13 protein-coding genes and 1 tRNA gene are annotated in these 16,959 nt (G+C 59.9%); 4 read left to right on the top strand and 10 right to left on the bottom strand.

Annotation, left to right across the window (positions count from 1 at the left end):
- Positions 1 to 2: 2 nt before the first annotated feature.
- The 3 genes from V6B08_RS15780 to V6B08_RS15770 form a co-directional block, all read right to left on the bottom strand.
- Entirely contained in the window at positions 3 to 1,256 is a 1,254-nt protein-coding gene (locus V6B08_RS15780) for an HlyD family secretion protein (RefSeq protein WP_341982592.1), read from the bottom strand.
- A gap of 230 nt (positions 1,257 to 1,486) precedes the next feature.
- Positions 1,487 to 4,288: a DNA polymerase I gene (polA, locus tag V6B08_RS15775; RefSeq protein WP_341982590.1), complete on the bottom strand. Its 2,802-nt coding sequence runs from the start codon at positions 4,286 to 4,288 to the stop codon at positions 1,487 to 1,489.
- A gap of 10 nt (positions 4,289 to 4,298) precedes the next feature.
- Positions 4,299 to 4,475 carry a zinc-finger domain-containing protein gene (locus V6B08_RS15770; protein ID WP_341982588.1) on the bottom strand — a complete coding sequence of 59 codons (177 nt, stop codon included), beginning with the start codon at positions 4,473 to 4,475 and terminating at the stop codon, positions 4,299 to 4,301.
- A gap of 117 nt (positions 4,476 to 4,592) precedes the next feature.
- On the opposite strand from V6B08_RS15770, the gene V6B08_RS15765 reads away from it, so the two are divergent.
- The 4 genes from V6B08_RS15765 (at position 4,593) to V6B08_RS15750 (ending at position 8,034) form a co-directional block, all read left to right on the top strand.
- Complete coding sequence (locus tag V6B08_RS15765; protein ID WP_341982586.1) at positions 4,593 to 5,528, top strand: ABC transporter ATP-binding protein; 936 nt, start codon at positions 4,593 to 4,595, stop codon at positions 5,526 to 5,528.
- Positions 5,529 to 5,627: 99 nt separating this feature from the next.
- Positions 5,628 to 5,704 (top strand) — tRNA-Arg (locus tag V6B08_RS15760).
- A gap of 170 nt (positions 5,705 to 5,874) precedes the next feature.
- A complete protein-coding gene (locus V6B08_RS15755; protein ID WP_341982584.1) occupies positions 5,875 to 6,714 on the top strand; it encodes a hypothetical protein in 840 nt (279 codons plus the stop codon).
- A gap of 504 nt (positions 6,715 to 7,218) precedes the next feature.
- The gene (locus V6B08_RS15750; RefSeq protein WP_341982582.1) at positions 7,219 to 8,034 is read left to right on the top strand and encodes a hypothetical protein; all 816 of its coding nucleotides are present in this window, start codon (positions 7,219 to 7,221) and stop codon (positions 8,032 to 8,034) included.
- A gap of 427 nt (positions 8,035 to 8,461) precedes the next feature.
- Here the strand turns inward: V6B08_RS15750 and V6B08_RS15745 are convergent, their stop codons facing one another.
- The 7 genes from V6B08_RS15745 to V6B08_RS15715 form a co-directional block, all read right to left on the bottom strand.
- Positions 8,462 to 8,956: a hypothetical protein gene (locus V6B08_RS15745; protein WP_341982580.1), complete on the bottom strand. Its 495-nt coding sequence runs from the start codon at positions 8,954 to 8,956 to the stop codon at positions 8,462 to 8,464.
- Between the two features lie 705 nt (positions 8,957 to 9,661).
- Entirely contained in the window at positions 9,662 to 10,189 is a 528-nt protein-coding gene (locus V6B08_RS15740; protein ID WP_341982578.1) for a cupredoxin domain-containing protein, read from the bottom strand.
- A 181-nt stretch (positions 10,190 to 10,370) separates the two neighbouring features.
- Complete coding sequence (locus tag V6B08_RS15735; protein WP_341982576.1) at positions 10,371 to 13,616, bottom strand: efflux RND transporter permease subunit; 3,246 nt, start codon at positions 13,614 to 13,616, stop codon at positions 10,371 to 10,373.
- 23 nt (positions 13,617 to 13,639) lie between these two features.
- Positions 13,640 to 14,854, bottom strand: coding sequence for an efflux RND transporter periplasmic adaptor subunit (locus tag V6B08_RS15730; protein WP_341982574.1), 1,215 nt, complete (start codon positions 14,852 to 14,854; stop codon positions 13,640 to 13,642).
- Positions 14,855 to 14,870: 16 nt separating this feature from the next.
- Positions 14,871 to 16,109 carry a TolC family protein gene (locus V6B08_RS15725; protein ID WP_341982572.1) on the bottom strand — a complete coding sequence of 413 codons (1,239 nt, stop codon included), beginning with the start codon at positions 16,107 to 16,109 and terminating at the stop codon, positions 14,871 to 14,873.
- Positions 16,110 to 16,174: 65 nt separating this feature from the next.
- Complete coding sequence (locus V6B08_RS15720; protein WP_341982570.1) at positions 16,175 to 16,558, bottom strand: hypothetical protein; 384 nt, start codon at positions 16,556 to 16,558, stop codon at positions 16,175 to 16,177.
- Between the two features lie 25 nt (positions 16,559 to 16,583).
- On the bottom strand, positions 16,584 to 16,955 hold the full coding sequence (locus V6B08_RS15715) for a hypothetical protein (RefSeq protein ID WP_341982567.1): 372 nt from the start codon (positions 16,953 to 16,955) through the stop codon (positions 16,584 to 16,586).
- Between the last annotated feature and the right edge of the window lie 4 nt (positions 16,956 to 16,959).

Below are 16,959 nucleotides of genomic sequence, written 5' to 3'. Positions count from 1 at the left end.
CGTTATTGCTTGAAGCGCGCGATGATGCCGTCGATGCCGGCCTGCGCTTTGGCAATCAGGCGGGCAAGGCCCGGGCCGCTGCTGCTGAGATAGCCGGTCTGGCCGACAGGGCAACTCAGCGTCGGCTCGCTTGCCGGCGCCAGGGCATAGATCAGGCGGAGCTGGCTGGCCTGCAGGTTGCCGGCGATGGCGATGTCGCCCCGGTCGCTATCCTGCTCGCCTCGGATCGCTGCCAGCCTTGCCTGCCGCGAGGTCTGCTGCCGGCCATCATGGAAGCTGATCTCGACATTGGTACCGATGCCAGGTGTCTCCTCGCCACGGCGCTCCTGGATCACCTCAAAGAACAACCGGCCGCAATCCACCACCTGCAAAAGCGGCGCACTGGTGCCGATGGTGGCGCCTTCGCTTTCCATCTGGCGCCACAGGATGCCGGCAACCGGTGCCTGCATCACCGCGCCATCCACCTGCAGCCGGCGGCGGCGCTCGGCCTCCACCTGGCGGCGAAGCTGCGCCACCTCGGCTTCCAGGTCGGCGCGGCGGGTGGCAAGCGTCAGGCGCTGCAATTCCACATCGTCGCGGCGCTGCTGCGAATAGGGGGCATTGTTGTAGGAGTCGTTGAGGTAGATGCCTTTCTCCGCCGCTTCGCGCTCTTTGCGCAGGCGCTCCAGCGCCTTCTGGTCAGCAGCCAGGTCGGCGCGGCTGATATTCAGGGTGGCGAGACGCTGGTCCAGTTCCGCCGGCGTGGCATAGGCGGCGGCGACCAGTGGCTGGATGCGCTTGTATTGCGCTTCGGCCAGCACGATGGCGGCTTCGGAACGCTTCACTTTGGCTACGGCCTGGGCAACCTGCGCATCCAGGCTGGCAATCACGGCGGCCTGGAAGCCTTTATTCTCGCCATCCAGACGCGTCACGATCGGCGACAAGGCCTCCTGCTGCGCCGTGATGCTGGCCAGGCGCTCAGTCAGTGCCTTGAACTGGGCTTCCAGATCGGCAAGGCGCACGTCGCGGTCCGGCGGTGAGGTGACAGTCGCCAGCGATTGCCCGGCGGTAACACGTTCGCCGATACGTGCGGTGCTGAAAGTGACGCGGCCATCAATGGGCGAGCGCAGCGTGATCAGTTCGGCGTTGATGCGGCCGCTTTGCCCGCCGCCGGTGATTGTGCCAGGCAGCAGGGTGTAGGCGAACAGCGCCAGCAGGAACAGCCCGAGCGCGATGCGTAGCGGCCGGCCGATGGTGGAGAAGGAAAGCTTGGGCATGAAAGTTCCTGGTGGTCAAACAATCCACGGTTAACACAATTAACCATGGCGCGAACGACTTGGCCTCTAAAAACGCTGTGAGTAGCAAGCCGGGGCAGAGGATTCCCTCTGCTGCGGGCCAGCGTCAACCTGGAACTAACGGTAATACAGTTTCAAAATGCTTCAGCAGCATGGTTAACAGGCTGAATAAGCACAACTTAATGTGCGAAGCCGGGATCCATGCGCGGCATTCAGTGCGCGTCGTCCCAATTGTCGCCGACGCCGGCCTCGACATCGAGTGGCACGCTCAAGCTTGCCGCGCCTTCCATCACCCGTTTGGCAATGGCGATGGTTGCATCAACCTCGGCCTCCGGAGCCTCGAACACCAGTTCGTCATGCACCTGCAGCAGCATGCGGGCGCTCAGCTTCTCGGCACGGAGCGCATCGGGCAGCCGGGCCATGGCGCGCTTGATCACGTCGGCCGCCGTGCCCTGGATCGGTGCGTTGATCGCGGCGCGCTCCAGGAAGGAGCGTTCGGCGGGATTCTTCGAGTTGATGTTCGGTAGATGGATGCGGCGGCCGAAGGCCGTGCTGACATAACCGATTTCATGCGCCTGCTTCTTGGTCCGGTCCATATAGTCGCGGATGCCGGGATAGCGCTTGAAGTAGGCATCGATATAGTTAGCGGCCTCGCGCTGCGGGATGCCGAGTTGGGCGGCGAGGCCAAAGGCGCTCATGCCATAGATGATGCCAAAATTGATCGCCTTGGCGGAACGGCGCACGATCGGGTCCATGCCTTCGATCGGCACGTTGAATACCTGGCTGGCGGTCAGGGCATGGATGTCCACGCCATCAAGGAAGGCCTGCTTCAGCGCGCCGATATCGGCGATATGCGCCAGGATGCGCAATTCGATCTGTGAATAGTCGGCGCTGATCAGCTTGTGTCCCGGTTCGGCCACGAAGGCGCGGCGGATCTTGCGGCCTTCCTCGGTGCGGATCGGGATATTCTGCAGGTTGGGATCGGAAGAGGCAAAGCGGCCGGTGCTGGTGGCGGCCAGCGAATAGGAGGTATGGACGCGGCCATCGCTGCCGATCTGCTCCTGCAGCGCGTCGGTATAGGTGCCCTTCAGCTTCTGCAACTGGCGCCAGTCCAGCACCACCTGCGGCAGCTTGTGGCCTGCCGCTGCCAATTCTTCCAGCACATCGGCGCCGGTGCCATAGGCGCCGGTCTTGCCCTTCTTGCCGCCGGGCAGCGACATCTTGTCGAACAGGATTTCGCCTAGCTGCTTCGGCGAGCCGAGATTGAAGCTCTCCTCGGCCAGTTCATGCGCCTCGCGTTCCAGCGCAGCCATGCGGTTGGCGAAATCGGCGCTCAGGCGATTAAGCTCGGCCTTGTCCACCTTCACGCCGGCCAGCTCCATCGCCGCCACCACGCGCGGCATCGGCCGCTCGATGGTCTCATACAGCGTGGTCATCTTGTCGCTCAGCAGCCGTGGCTTCAGCGCGCGGTGCAGTCGCAGGGTGATATCGGCATCCTCGGCGGCATAGGCCAGCGCCTTGTCCAGCGGCACGCGGTCAAACGTGATGCGCGCCTTGCCGGTGCCGGTCACGTCGTCGAACTTGATCGTGGTATGGCCGAGATGGCGTTCGGCCAGGTCGTCCATGTTGTGATTATGCTTGCCGGCATCCAGCGTGTAGGACAGCAGCATGGTGTCGTCATAGGGCGCCACGCTGAGGCCGTAGCGCGCCAGCACCACCATGTCGTATTTGATGTTCTGGCCGATCTTCAGCACGGTTTCATCGGCCAGCAGCGGCTTCAGCGCAGCGACCACCTGATCCAGCGGAATCTGCTTCGGCCGGCCGCCGCCGCCAAGATCCAGGCCGTCGCCGTTCGGCGCCGTATGCCCCACCGGGATGTAGCAGGCCTCGCCTGGCGCCACACTCATCGACACGCCGACCAGTTCGGCGCGGGTGGCGATCAGGTCGGTGGTCTCAGTATCCACCGCCACGATGCCGGCCTTGACCGCGCGGCGGATCCAGGCTTGCAGTCGCTCCAGATCCTGCACCAGTTCATACTGCGCTTCCGCCGGCGCCGCTGCCGTTTCCGCTGCATCCTGCAGGCGCGCCGTATCCGGATCGGTGAGCTGAGCCTTGCTCACCGGCACCAGGCCCTTCACGCGCGCTTCCAGGCGACCGCGCAGGGTGCGGAATTCCATCGAGGCGAGGAAGGCATCAAGCGTCGGCCAGTCGAGCGGGCGGATGGCGAAATCGTCCAGCGTCTCCTTCACCGGCACGTCATCCTTCAGCAGCACCAACTGGCGGCTGATGCGGGCCTTCTCGGCATTGCTGAGCAGGCTTTCGCGCCGCTTCGGCTGCTTGATCTCGGCAGCGCGGGCCAGCAGCGTGTCGAGGTCGCCATAGGTGTTGATCAGTTCGGCCGCGGTCTTGATGCCGATGCCGGGCACGCCGGGCACATTGTCGGTGCTGTCGCCGGCCAGCGACTGCACATCCACCACCTTGTCTGGCGCGACGCCGAATTTTTCCATCACTTCCGGCGCACCGATGCTGCGGTTCTTCATCGGGTCATAGAGCGCCACGCCGGGGCGCACCAGTTGCATCAGGTCCTTGTCGGAGGAAACCACCACCACTTCCATGCCCTGCTCGCGGGCCTGGCGGGCATAGGTGGCGATCAGGTCGTCGGCCTCGAAGCCCTCCATCTCGATGCAGGCGAGCGAGAAGGCGCGCACGGCATCGCGGATTGGCGCGAATTGCGGGATCAGGTCTTCCGGCGTCTCGGAGCGGTTGGCCTTGTAGGCGGGATAGATTTCGTTGCGGAAGGTCTCGCGGCCGGCATCGAAGATCACCGCCATGTGGCTCAGCGCGCCATCGGCCTCGGCGCGTTCGCGCAAACTCGCCAGCATGTTGCAGAAGCCGGAAACGGCACCTATAGGCATGCCGTCGCTTTTGCGTGTCAGCGGCGGCAGGGCATGATAGGCGCGGAAGATATAGCCCGAGCCGTCGACCAGATAGAGGCGATGCGGGGCGGCGCTCACAAGCGGGTGCTTAATGCGCGTGCGCCGCAGCGCCGGCCTTCAGCACATAGCGGCGGCCGCAATAGGGGCAGTCGATCTCGGTCTTCTCGCCCATATTGAGGTAGATGCGCGGATGGCCCAGCGCGGCGCCATCGCCGTCGCAGGCGATCCGGGTGCTGTCCACTTCCTTGGTTTCCACTGGTTCCATGGCGACCCTCGTCTGGCGGAATTTGACCGCAGCGTTATGGGGTGATACCTAGCCCAACGCCACGCCGGATGCCAGTCTCAGGCACCCATCTGTTCCGGTTTTTTTCTTCTCTCGACCATGTCCCAACCCGCCGCCATCCGCCTTTCCGCGCTCAGCAAGACCTATGGTTCCGGCCCGCGCGCCAAGCTGGCCCTGGATGCCGTCGATCTTGAGATTCCGAAGGGCAGCTTCTTCGGTCTTCTGGGGCCGAACGGGGCGGGCAAATCCACCCTGATCAACATCCTGGCCGGGCTGGTGCGCAAGACCTCTGGCTCTGCCGCGATCTGGGGCCATGATATCGACAGCGATGCCCGCCGGGCCCGCGCCGCCATCGGCGTGGTGCCCCAGGAACTCAACCTCGATCCCTTCTTCACGCCGCGCGAGGCGATGGAATTCCAGGCCGGCCTCTACGGTGTGCCGAAGGCCGAACGCCAGACCGACGCCATTCTCGCCGCCGTCGGCCTCACCGAGAAGGCCGAGGCCTATGCCCGCACGCTTTCGGGCGGCATGCGGCGGCGGCTGCTGGTGGCCAAGGCGCTGGTGCATGCGCCGCCGGTGCTGGTGCTGGACGAGCCGACCGCCGGCGTCGATATCGAATTGCGCCAGCAGCTCTGGGCCTATGTGCGGCGGCTGAATCAAGCCGGCACCACGGTGGTGCTGACCACGCATTATTTGGAAGAAGCCGAGGCGCTCTGCGACCGCGTTGCCATCATCAACCATGGCCGCGTGGTGGCCTGCGACCGCACGCCTGCGCTGATCGGCCAGCTCGACCGCAAGGATGTCATCCTCACGCTGGCCGAGCCGCTTGAGGCGCCGCCCGAGGCGCTGGCCGATCTCGGCCCGGAATTGCTCGAGCCGAAGCGTCTGAAGCTGCAGTATCGCCCGAGTCTCTTGCCCTTCGATGCCGTGCTGGCGCGCTGCCAGGCGGCCAACTTAAGGATTCTCGATCTCTCCACCCAGGAAGCCGACCTCGAAGACCTGTTCCTCGAACTCACCCGGCGGCCGGCAGCCTGAAGCGGAAATCCACCGGATTCCGGCAGCGCCGGCTCATCGCCGATTCCGGCGGGCCTTGCCCGCTGCCGCCCCCTCGGCTATGGTCCGCCCCGGCTCCTGGCACCCGTAGCTCAGCTGGATAGAGCGCTGCCCTCCGAAGGCAGAGGTCACAAGTTCGAATCTTGTCGGGTGCGCCAGTTTTTTCAAATACTTAAACTAAATTCAGGAATTGCCATTTTAGGCATAGCTACAGAATAGCTACAGTGCTGTATGGCAAATACTAGTAGTAGCTAGGTGTCATGCCATCGTGCTTTGTATTCGCAGGTCTTATCCGAGCCCACCACATCGGCAATTGGTTGCGAAGCGAATGAACGACAGGAATATTGAGATTTTTGAAGCGCCCTTTTTGCGCATTATTGGAAACCGGCCAGCCGAATGGACTAGACCAGAGTGTCGCGCCGTCTACTACCGGCTTGTTGCTTGGTTAACCGCCGGCCACAACAATGCAGCCCGTAGTCGGGCACTATCTAAGTTTCACTTGGATATGGCGCACAGGCTTGCGGACAATGATAGCGATCCGTCAACAGCAGAGGGGGCTAGGCTGAAGAAGCTTAGGGCATATGAGCGAAAATTATATAGTTCAGATGAAGCCTCACTCCTGGCGTCCGGGGGTGTCGAGAATTATCTCAATAAGCTTAAGGCGAATGATACGAAGAAGAAAAATCCTATTCCCGAGGAATTGAAAATTGTCCTCACTGCAGGCGAAGTCGTTTTGTTATTGGCCAGGATGGAGATTACGACCAATTCATCCTCGATTAGCGTTACACGGTGTCGGCATTTTATTGAGAAGACGAGTAAGCCTGAGCTCTACAAGCAACCAAAAAGAATTCATGGGGCGCTACACAGCCATGGCTGTATAGCGCAATTATGCGGAGCGGTTCGGTGGTATCTAACTGGCGGTGGTGATCGTGAGTTCGCTCTTGTTTCGCACAAATTCTGGCGCCGAGATTTATCAAAGTTGCTTTTCATCGCGAAAAAATTGGAAGATTTATTGCTGGAAAGTCGGGACTCTAAAGAATCTTTTGCGGATCGAAACAAGCTAATTCGACTGCCGCCGCTTGATTTTTCAGGGTGCGATCAACCTCAACTAAATTCACTATCAATCGAGACCTTGAAGAAGTTACATGAAGCCAAGGACCATAGTTGATCAAGCAATATAGTTCGCAAATTTGAGAACTGGTTCTCAAAACAAGTCACGATACACCACGGGTCGCAGACGCTATTTCTGCTTCATCGCCAATAAGGTGGCGAAGAAGCAGGAGGACTAACACGAACACACAAAACTTTCTTTTGACGGAAGCAGAATTGGCTTCTCGCTGGAAGTTACGCAGTGCCAAAAAACTGCAAGCTGACCGTCTTAAGGGCATCGGGTGCCCATTTCTCAAAATTGGTCGTCTCGTTCGATATCGCCTCAGCGACGTCGAAGCTTTCGAGATGGCCAACTGGGTGGTGCCTCCCCCAGCTTCATAGGCCTTCTAGCCATACGCGACAACATGGATGCGGGCGGGAAATCGCCCGCAACTACCTCAGCGCAATCAGGAATGGCACTTTAAGGCGCCATGTCCAATGCGCAAACGACCTGCAATGTATGTCAACCCAAACAACTCCGGGGCCGTCAGGTTCCCGTGCGAAAATTGGAAGGAAATCCAAGATGCCTGTTGAAGTTCAACAACGCTTTCCAGAAACGAATTCAGAGCGTGATGCGATAAAATATACCGCGGCGAGATCAGATATTGAGGTGGTGAGTGTCCAAGCGGCACTCGGCAAGCTCGGGGCGGAAGCCCGCAATGCTGCAAAAACCGCGAGTGAACTGAAGAAACATAAATACAAAGAACTGGAGAGAACTTACGAGATCGGATTGGCGGCGATTAACAACAAGAGGCTTTCCGAAGAGATTGATAAAATGCTGAGAACGGCTGAGATTCGTTTCACCCGTGACAGCTCTATATTTGCAAAGATTCAACGCTTGCATTCAAAAGAGACGATGAGTTCGCGAGCGTTGGCGTCGCACGACGCCCTAGCATTACGCGAAGCAGCGCGCCGAGGTTGGAGCCCAGAAAAGCTGGGGCGGCGCCTGCAGGATGGTAAGTACACGGTCAACAAATTGGCGGCCACATTCAAAATGTGGTTCTCCGAAGCGCATCCCGAGTTGGCCAAAACCCGCGGCGAGCAGCGGCGGGTCGTGGTCACGAAAGATAGTGTGAAGGTTGCGGCAAAGTTGAAAGAAAGCCACCGCCGTCGCCTTGTCCGATACCATCGGGACCGGCGTACAGAGGTTCTGCTCACCATTAATATTTCGGACCCATCGAATCCGTTTACGGTTGCGCTTACAGCGGCTAAAGCTTTCCACTCCGAGAAAGAAGAAGTGCAGGAGGTGACGGCCTTGGCGCGTGCGACTTCTCGGAGTCGTCGCAATTTTTGGAAACAGAGGCCGACGAGGCAGCGGGTCCGTCAGGTGAGACGCTAGGTCAAAAGTCTTGAATGGCGCCAACGTTTTATGAAAGTTGCTGAGAAAAGGTTGGCATCACGTGTGATAGGCTGGATGGCTGTTCGCCATCCAGCCGTCATTCTTATATTTCTCTCCGAAACGTAAAACATTTGACGTTGGCGAACCTTAAGGGGTGTGAGCGGCAGAAAAGCCAAATTAAGCCAATTGGCTTCCAGGTCGTCAGATGAGCGTTTGGACATGATTCTTTAATGCCGAACACGGGTTCGGTCAGTTCAGCCCAGCCGCTTGTTCCAGTTGAACCGAGCGTGGCTTCTGGTTCTGGATTACAAGCTTGATGACGAAGGTCGCAGGCACGACCGCGTGGGTAGCGAAAGCAGCGCGAGGGGTCTGAGTGTCAGCGATCTAATGCTAAATTAGCATTTTTTGGGCGCAACAAATCGGAGCTTCAGACCACAATCAAGCCGGTCAGCGCCCCACGACCCCGTTCCTTCAGCAGGTACGAAATCACAACTCTCGGCTTTTTGGTAATCGGCTTTATATCAATACTTCCCGCCGGTGCTATCGGTTGCCAGGCGCGGCGGATAGCAGAGGCTGTGCGCTCGTTCTGCCAGTCGCGGCAAAATAAGGCCGGAAGAGTAAGTGCATGGACGTGAATGTTGGTGTCGGGGTGTTCGATCACCACATATCCTCGCCAACGGCGTTCGTCAGTGAGCCAACGTGGCCCCAGCGTCGCGCGGTTAAGCCTGGCGAAGGCATGGCGCACATCGCGATGGACGTCGCTGATACTCCGTGGCCGATTGTAGTTGAGTGTCAAGAGTAGGTTGTAGCCGTGTTGATACTGATCGAGTAGGTACTGTCGCCAAGTGGCAACCAAGGTGGGAGAAATTGGTTCATTGCCGTCGTGGGCAAAGTGATTCTGGCGATAATCGTATTTGGACATGGTGCGCTCCTCAGGTTGGGCGCCACCACTTTACAAATCGCTCGTTTCTCACTTGGCAGCTCCTCTGTGCGGTCAAGCACAGCGCTCAAATGATCAAGATATGAATTATGCCTGTTGTCCGAATGCACTTAGTGGAATTTTCGCAAAATGTACTCAGTCCTGAGGGCAAATCGGCGATAATTTACTCTATGCGGTTTGTGAGCAGGCGGGGAAATAGAGCATGGGGAAGCAAATAGAGATTTGGTGGCTGAACAAATCGGCTCGTGATTATGCCGATTTTCTACCAGCCTAAGATTTCTCAATGCTGAAGCATCGCAGTCATTATTCCCATGCAATGCGAGGTCCGAGAGGAAAGATAACTTCTGTCGTTTGCCGGCTCAGCGTTTCGAAGCGAAGCGCATTGCTCGATTAGCAGTATACATCATTGGGATTATTCATTTTCCATTCTATGGCTTGAACGTTTACCAACTTGCCTGCTTCGGCGACAAATGGGCTTGGGAGAGCCGGTCATCTGGGGATGGGGGCATTTCCAACTTCCACATTTTTCTATTCTCATTCTCCCGGCAAAACCTAGGCCTACAGAGTTTAGTGGGAGCGGAGCCGGGACCCCTCCAAGCCCCGCTCCCGGGTGGCGGCAGAAGGGACGCTGCCGCCTGCCATCATCGTGTGTCAGCGTCGATGATGGCCGTCTCATCGTTTAGTCGGTCACAGTTCAAACTGGCCGACAGTCAAGGTGATCAGCTTTTTCCGGCCATCGGCGAAATCTAGACAGCCCTGCACAGTCTCGCCATACATCAGGTCACGACTCAGGCCGATCAGCCTGATCCAAGCAGTGTCTTCAAGATCGAGGGTTTCACCCGGCCGGATTGGCAAGGAGCCCATTGGGACCGCACGGACAGGAGAAACCTTAACTTCGATCCTGCTCCCGGAGGCGAACTCTGCATGCAGCCCCAGAAACTGCCGCGTGCCGCTGCCCTGGTTCTCCAAACGCAGACGCGCTATGGCGTCCCCGCCACTGCGGCCAGGCTCGACATAAGGATGCGTCACAACGATGGTGCCGATCTCGTCCTGATGTGCATGAGCAGGCCGGTACATCAGCGCGCCAACGAACAACGCCGCGCCGCAAAGCAGCCAAGCCAGTCGCATCAGATCAACGCCCTGCAAGTTAATCCAAGTCATCTTGCCACCTATGCCGGGGGCCGCGAACGCCCTTGGCGCCCGGCTCGCGGTCATGATCCTGGTGCAGTGCCTTGGCAATGCATTCTTCAAATGGCTTCGTTTGCTCCGTGAGACCTTTTGCCCTGCATTCCCGGCGTAAGCTTTCCTGATATTGCTCCGTTGTATAACCGCACCCGCCCAGTCCGATGACGGCAGTGAGAAGCATGACAGCTGAGGTTGTATTCATAGATGCCTCCTATTCTGACGGATGTCCGTGTGGCGCATGGACATCTACCTCATCGACTTCATCATCGATTTGACGGCGGCCCGCGCCAAATCGTGCGTAAAGCGCAGGTAAGACCAACAGGGTTAGGATGGTGGAACTGATCAGGCCACCAATGACGACCGTGGCAATCGGGCGCTGAACTTCGGCACCAGTGCCTGTGGCAATGGCCATTGGCACAAAGCCGAGGGAGGCCACCAGTGCCGTGATAAGCACCGGCCGCAGGCGGACTTCGGCACCCTCAATGACTGCGGCGATCTTCTCGACGCCCTCGGCCAGTTCCTGCTGGAACCGGGTTACCATCACCAGGCCGTTCAGCACGGCAATCCCGCTGAGCGCGATGAAGCCGACGATGGCCGAGACCGATATCGGCATGCCGCGTAAAGCCAGCGCCAGGATGCCGCCAACGAGTGCAAAGGGAATGCCGCTGTAGACGATCAGCGAGTCCCGTACGCTCCCAAGCGCCATGAACAACAGGAAGAAGATGGCGGCGAAGCACAGCGGCACCACCAGGACCAAGGTGTCTCGGGCTGCCAGTAGATTCTCGTATTGCCCGCCCCAGCCCAGCCAGTAGCCAGACGGCAACTGCACCTGCGCGGCAATCCGCGCCTGGGCATCCTGCACCACCGAGCCGATATCCCGGCCGCGCACGTTGGCCTGCACCACCACGCGCCGCTTGCCGTTCTCGCGGCTGATCTGGTTCGGCCCCTCGCTGATGGCGATATCGGCAAGCTGCCGCAGCGGGATGGTGATCGCCTGGTTGCTGTTGGGTAGAATCACCGGCACCGGCAGGTTGCGCAGCACCTCCAGGTCGCTGCGGGCGGCATCGGACAGGCGCACCACAATATCGAAGCGCTTGTCGCCCTCGAACAGCACGCCCACCTCGTTGCCACCGATGGCGGTGGCGATGACATCCTGCACATCGGCGACCGACAGGCCGCGCCGGGCGATTTCGCGCTTCTTCAGGTTGATGTCGAGATACGGCAGACCGGCAGCCTGCTCGACCTTGACGTCACTGGCTCCCGGCACGCCGCGCATCACTGAAGCAACGGCATTGGCTGTTTCCAGCAGCGTGTCAAAATCGTCACCGTAGACCTTCACCGCGATATCCGAGCGGACACCGGCAATGAGCTCGTTGAAGCGCATCTGGATCGGCTGGGTGAACTCATAGTTGTTCCCCGGCACCTGCTTCACTGCCCGCTCAATCTCGGCGACAAGTTCTGCCTTGGTCTTGCTCGGGTTCGGCCACTCCTTCTGCGGCTTCAGGATGATGAAGGTGTCCGAGACGTTCGGCGGCATCGGGTCAGCAGCCACTTCGGCAGTGCCCGTCTTGGCAAATACGGTCACAACTTCGGGGAAGCCGGAGACCGCCTTTTCGACGAGCAACTGCATCTTGGAGGACTGGTCCAGCGACGTGCTGGGGATGCGCATCGCATGCATGGCGATATCTTTTTCATCCAGTTGCGGAATGAACTCCTGCCCGAGCTGGGTCATGACCAGCAGGGACGCCGCAAACAACCCGGCTGCGGCGATACCCACCCGGCCCGGCATATGAACCACCTTCTCAAGGATGGCCCGATAGCGGGTCTGGGCGGCCACCATGAAGCGGCTTTCCTTCTCCTTGACCGGGCCGCTCACGAACAGGGCAATCATGGCCGGGACAAAGGTCAGCGACAGCACGAAGGCACAGGCCAGTGCGATGATGACCGTCAGGGCCATGGGCTCGAACATCTTGCCCTCGACGCCCGTGAAGGTAAGCATCGGGACGTAGACGATGATGATGATGGCCTGGCCGAAGACAGACGGCTGAATCATCTCCTTCGAGGCGACCATCACCTCCAGCATACGTTCCCGCCGGGTCAGTACCCGCTTCAGCTCATGTTGCTTGTCCGCCAGGTGACGCAGACAGTTCTCAGCAATGATGACGGCGCCATCGACAATCAACCCGAAGTCCAGCGCACCCAGGCTCATCAGGTTGGCGCTGATATGCCCTTTGAGCATGCCGGTCGCCGTCATCAGCATGGTGATGGGAATAACGGCTGCGGTAATCAGCGCGGCACGGATATTGCCGAGGAACAGGAAAAGCACCACGACGACCAGCAGTGCGCCTTCGGCCAGGTTCTTCTCCACCGTGGCGACCGTAGCGTCCACCAGCTTTGTGCGGTTCAGCACCGGGGCTGCTTCCACGCCGGGCGGCAGGGAGGCGTTAATCTGGCTCAATTTCTTGTCGACGCTCTCGGCGACCGTGCGGCTGTTCCCACCAATCAGCATCATCGCAGTGCCGACCACGACTTCCTTGCCACCTGAGCTGCCGGAACCCGTGCGTAGCTCATGGCCGATGTCGATGGCGGCGACGTCACGAACATAGACCGGCACGCCATCACGGGTGGTGACGACGACCGCGCCGATGTCGTCGATGTTTTCCAGACGGCCATAGGAGCGGACGACCAGTCCTTCGCCATTCTGCTCCATGAAACCGGCGCCGATGGCCGTGTTGTTACGCTGAATGGCAGTGGACAGATCCGTGAGCGTCAGGCCCTGGGCAACGAGGCGGTCCAGCTTGGGCTGGATATGGAATTCCTTGGTGTAACCGCCGATAGAGTCGATACCGGCCACCCCCTGCACACTGCGAAGCTGCGGCTTGACCAGCCAGTCCTGCACCGTGCGCAGATAAGTGACCTGCTTCATCTCGGTATCGAGGACTTCGCCTTCGGGCGTGCGGAAGGTGCCGTTCTTCTGCCAGCCGGGCTGGCCATCGGCCACGGCCTGGCGCGGCTCTTTGTAGCGCACGAGCCACATATAGACTTCACCTAGGCCAGTCGTGATCGGGCCAAGTCGTGGCTCTACGCCCTCAGGCAGTCCCTCCTTCACCTCGGTCAGTCTCTCGCTCACCTGCTGGCGGGCGAAATAGACGTTCGTCTTCTCTGAGAAGATGGCCGTGACCTGCGCGAAGCCGTTACGAGACAGCGAACGGGTGCTTTCCAGGCCAGGAATACCGGCCAAGGCGTTCTCAATGGGGTACGTGACCTGCTTTTCGATTTCCGTCGGAGACAGCGCAGGCGCCAGGGCATTGATTTGCACCTGGTTGTTGGTGATGTCGGGTACGGCATCGATAGGCAGTTTCAGCAGGGACTGAACGCCCAGGATACAGACGCCGACCACCAGGATGAGGACGACCAACCTCTGCCGGATCGACAGGCGAAGAATATGCTCAATCATTGTTCTGGTTCCGCCTGCAGCAATCAGTGAGCGTGCTCGGCTTCAGCTTTTTCGAGCTGAGCCTTCAGAACAAAAGAGTTCTCGACTGCGACGAATTCACCGGCATCGACGCCGAAACGGATTTCGACCTGGCGGCCGTCAGCTCGGCCGAGAACAACTTCGCGCTTCTCGAAGCCTTCATCGGTACGGACGAATACGACCTGATCCTTCTTGATGCGCTGGATGGAGGCCTTGGGCACCAGGATGCCAGCCTTCTCAGACGAACTGTTCACCGTCACGGAAGCAAAGTCGCCGGGACGCCAGTTACCGCCGTCATTGGGGATTTCGACAAGGACCTTGGCCAGCCGGGTCTCACGATCGATGACCGGGCTGACGAAGACGACTTTGCCCTTGGCCGGATTTGCCTGGCCTTCGATGTTGACGACCTCGCCTTCCTTGACGAAGGCGAGGTCGCCGGGAGCCACCGAGGCCTCGACCCAGACAGCCGATAGGTCGGCGATGGTGAAGAGTTCGGTCTCGGCGGGTACGGAGGCGCCAATGGCTCCGCGGCGCTCGACCACGCGACCCGCAATCGGGCTGCGGATTTCGAGGATTTGCAAACCCGAGCCGCTACCGCTCATGCGTGCCAGGTCCGTCGGGTTGAGACCCAGCGCCGCAAGCTTCTGGCGGGCCAAGTCGACACGAATGCGGGCTTCTTCCAGGGCAGTCCGAGCCGTCAGGAAATCCTGCTCGGAAGAGATTTTCTTCTCCCAGAGGTTCTTTTCCCGGTCGTGAGTGTTACGGGCCAGCGCTTCGGTGCGCTGGGCAGCCAGCAGCTCGCCTTTCACCTCGGCGATTTCCCGGCTCTCGATGGTCGCCAGCAACTCGCCCTTGGCAACGGTGTCACCCAGACGCTTTTTCAGGTCGATCACAACGCCGGACGCCTTGGCCGCCACAATCGCCATGCGGTCGGGATTGGCCGTCACGGTGCCCGGGAAGGTCGTGGTGCGGACCAGGTCACCCTCGGTGGCCTCGGCAACGGTAATGCCGGACTGCTGGATCTGCTCGGCCGTCAGCTTGAGCGGGTCGCCTTCTTCCTCGCCTTCACCATGGCCATGGCCACCGCCAGTCTTGCCGTGACTGTGCCCACCGGCTTCTTCCTCATGATGACCGCCAATCAGGCCGGTCTTCACGGCTACGACCGATCCGCCGATGCCCAGAGCGATGCCCAGGATCAGGGCGATGATGGTATTGCGCATGGTGTTCTCCGAGAAATCAGTAAGTGCGGCCAACAAGGCGCATCAGTTCGATACGAGCCAGGTGATAGTCGCGCAGCGCAGTGGCATGCTGGGCTTTGACGTCGAACTGGGTCCGCTGGGCATCCAGCAGGTCGAGGAAGCCGAACTTGCCAGCGGAATAACCTTCACGGGCAGCAGCAGCAGCTTCATCGGCAGCAGGTATAATCGTCTTGCCCATGGCTTCGGCTTCGCTATGCGCCGCCAGCAGCGTCTGTCGGGCGCGCGCCAAGTTGCCGAGCAACGTCAGCCGCATGGCATCGGCCTCGGCTTCAGCCCGATTCAGATCTTGGCGGGCACGCAAGATGTTTCCGCTGTTCTGGTCGAAGACCGGGATGGGAATAGACAAGCCCACCACCAGGGCATTGCCGCCATCTTCGTTGTACCGACGCATACCCGCTCGGAGCGTCGGGTCCGGCACACCGGCAGCGCGCTCGCGGTCCACGCCAGCGCGCGCTTGGGCGATTGTCGCGTTTAGCCGGGCAAAGTCCGGATTCTCGGCCAGTGCGGCTTCATTGGGGCTTACATCGGGGACATCGCCGATACGATCGAACCAGCCAGAATTCAGCGCCAACGTGACATTCGGCACTCCCAGCAAGGCTGTCAGAGCGGCCCGACTGCCCTGTAGCTCGCGCTGTGCTTTCTGGCTTGCGACCTGAGCCGCCGCCAAAGTGATGTCGGTTTTGCGAGACTGGACGGGAGACTCTCGGCCGTTCTGGACACGCTCACGGATGGCGCCCGCCAACGACTGAGCGTTCTTCAGCCGGTCGTCCTCCAGGGCCACCAGGCGAGCCGCGTACAGTGCGCCGATATACGCCTTGGCGACCTCGTCTCGCAGGGCGAGCTGGTCGGCCGTGCGGTCGTGGGTAGCGAGCGTCAGTCCGGCTTCGGCAGCATCAATGCGGGCCTGCCGTTTACCGCCAATCTCGATACGCTGGGACAGGCCTGCCGTCAGCTCGATGTTGTTGGTGCCGCGATACTCCTTACTGCCCGCAAAGTTCTCGGCATCGACGAATAGCTCGGGGTTCGGCCAAGCACTGGCCTGCATGCGGTCGCCTGTCGCTCCTTCGCGCCGGGCATCGGCCGCGCGAATGCGAGGTGAATTGGTCTCGGCAATGCGCAGGGCATCGTCGAGCGTGCGAATTTCGACCGTCTGCGCATAGGCAGTTGAGGTCAGCGCCACGCAGAGTGCGAGCGCGGAAAGGCTGTAGAAGCGCATGGAATCCTCGGACAGACACAGGTTTCCCGGCGCAGACACACCAGGTCGTGTTCAGAGTCGAAGGATCAGGCTTTGGGAGGTTCTAGAAGGCCGTCAGGCTGCGCAACGGCAAGGCCGTTGTCGTTAAGGGCCAGGAGCTTGGGCGCCGTGGGCATGGAGTGATTCAGGCTGGCCACGGTATGCGGCAGGCCACGACCATGCTGTTCACAATGGGAAGCACAGTTCTGGCTTCCATTGGCACCTGGCTTGGATTTATCGATATCGACCTGCGACGCACTATCGCCCGACTGGAACGCCGATACCGTCGTTTGGTCATTGAAACCGGCGACCATGTCCGGATGCTCTAGATGCCAGGCGCCGACAGTCGCGCTGAACAGCATGCCAAGCACAGTGACAATGACGGCGAAACGCCGACCTGCCAAAAAATGCCTGAAAATACCGATTTTCATTGATTTTGTTTGCCTGGGGATACGCTTACTTGACGTTCAGATTGTACTGAGCCTTGCCAACTTCCTTACCACCATCAGCAAGGGTTGTCATGGCCCGAACATTCCCGGCGGCGGGGCTTGCGGCCTTGCCAACCAGCTTATTGCCTTCGGGCTTCAGCTCGACCGTGCTCTCAGCGTTGTTCACGAAGAGGCGCACATTGGCCGACATAGAGGCCGTCGGGTTCATCGGCTTATGGTCCTTGATGACATAGAGATGGACGTCGCTACCCTTGACGACCAGCTCGCCTTCGTAAGAACCGATTTTCTTGACCTGGCCACCGTATTTCGCCTCGTCCGCCTGCGCCGAAACGGCGAAAGCGAATAGGCCTGCGGCGACCAATGCACTCAGTTTCCTCATTCGA

It is taken from the genome of Ferrovibrio sp. MS7, from assembly GCF_038404985.1.
Lineage (GTDB): Bacteria > Pseudomonadota > Alphaproteobacteria > Ferrovibrionales > Ferrovibrionaceae > Ferrovibrio > Ferrovibrio plantarum.
The sequence above is the reverse complement of the archived record's forward strand: the minus strand, read 5'-3'. Positions and strand labels throughout refer to the sequence as shown.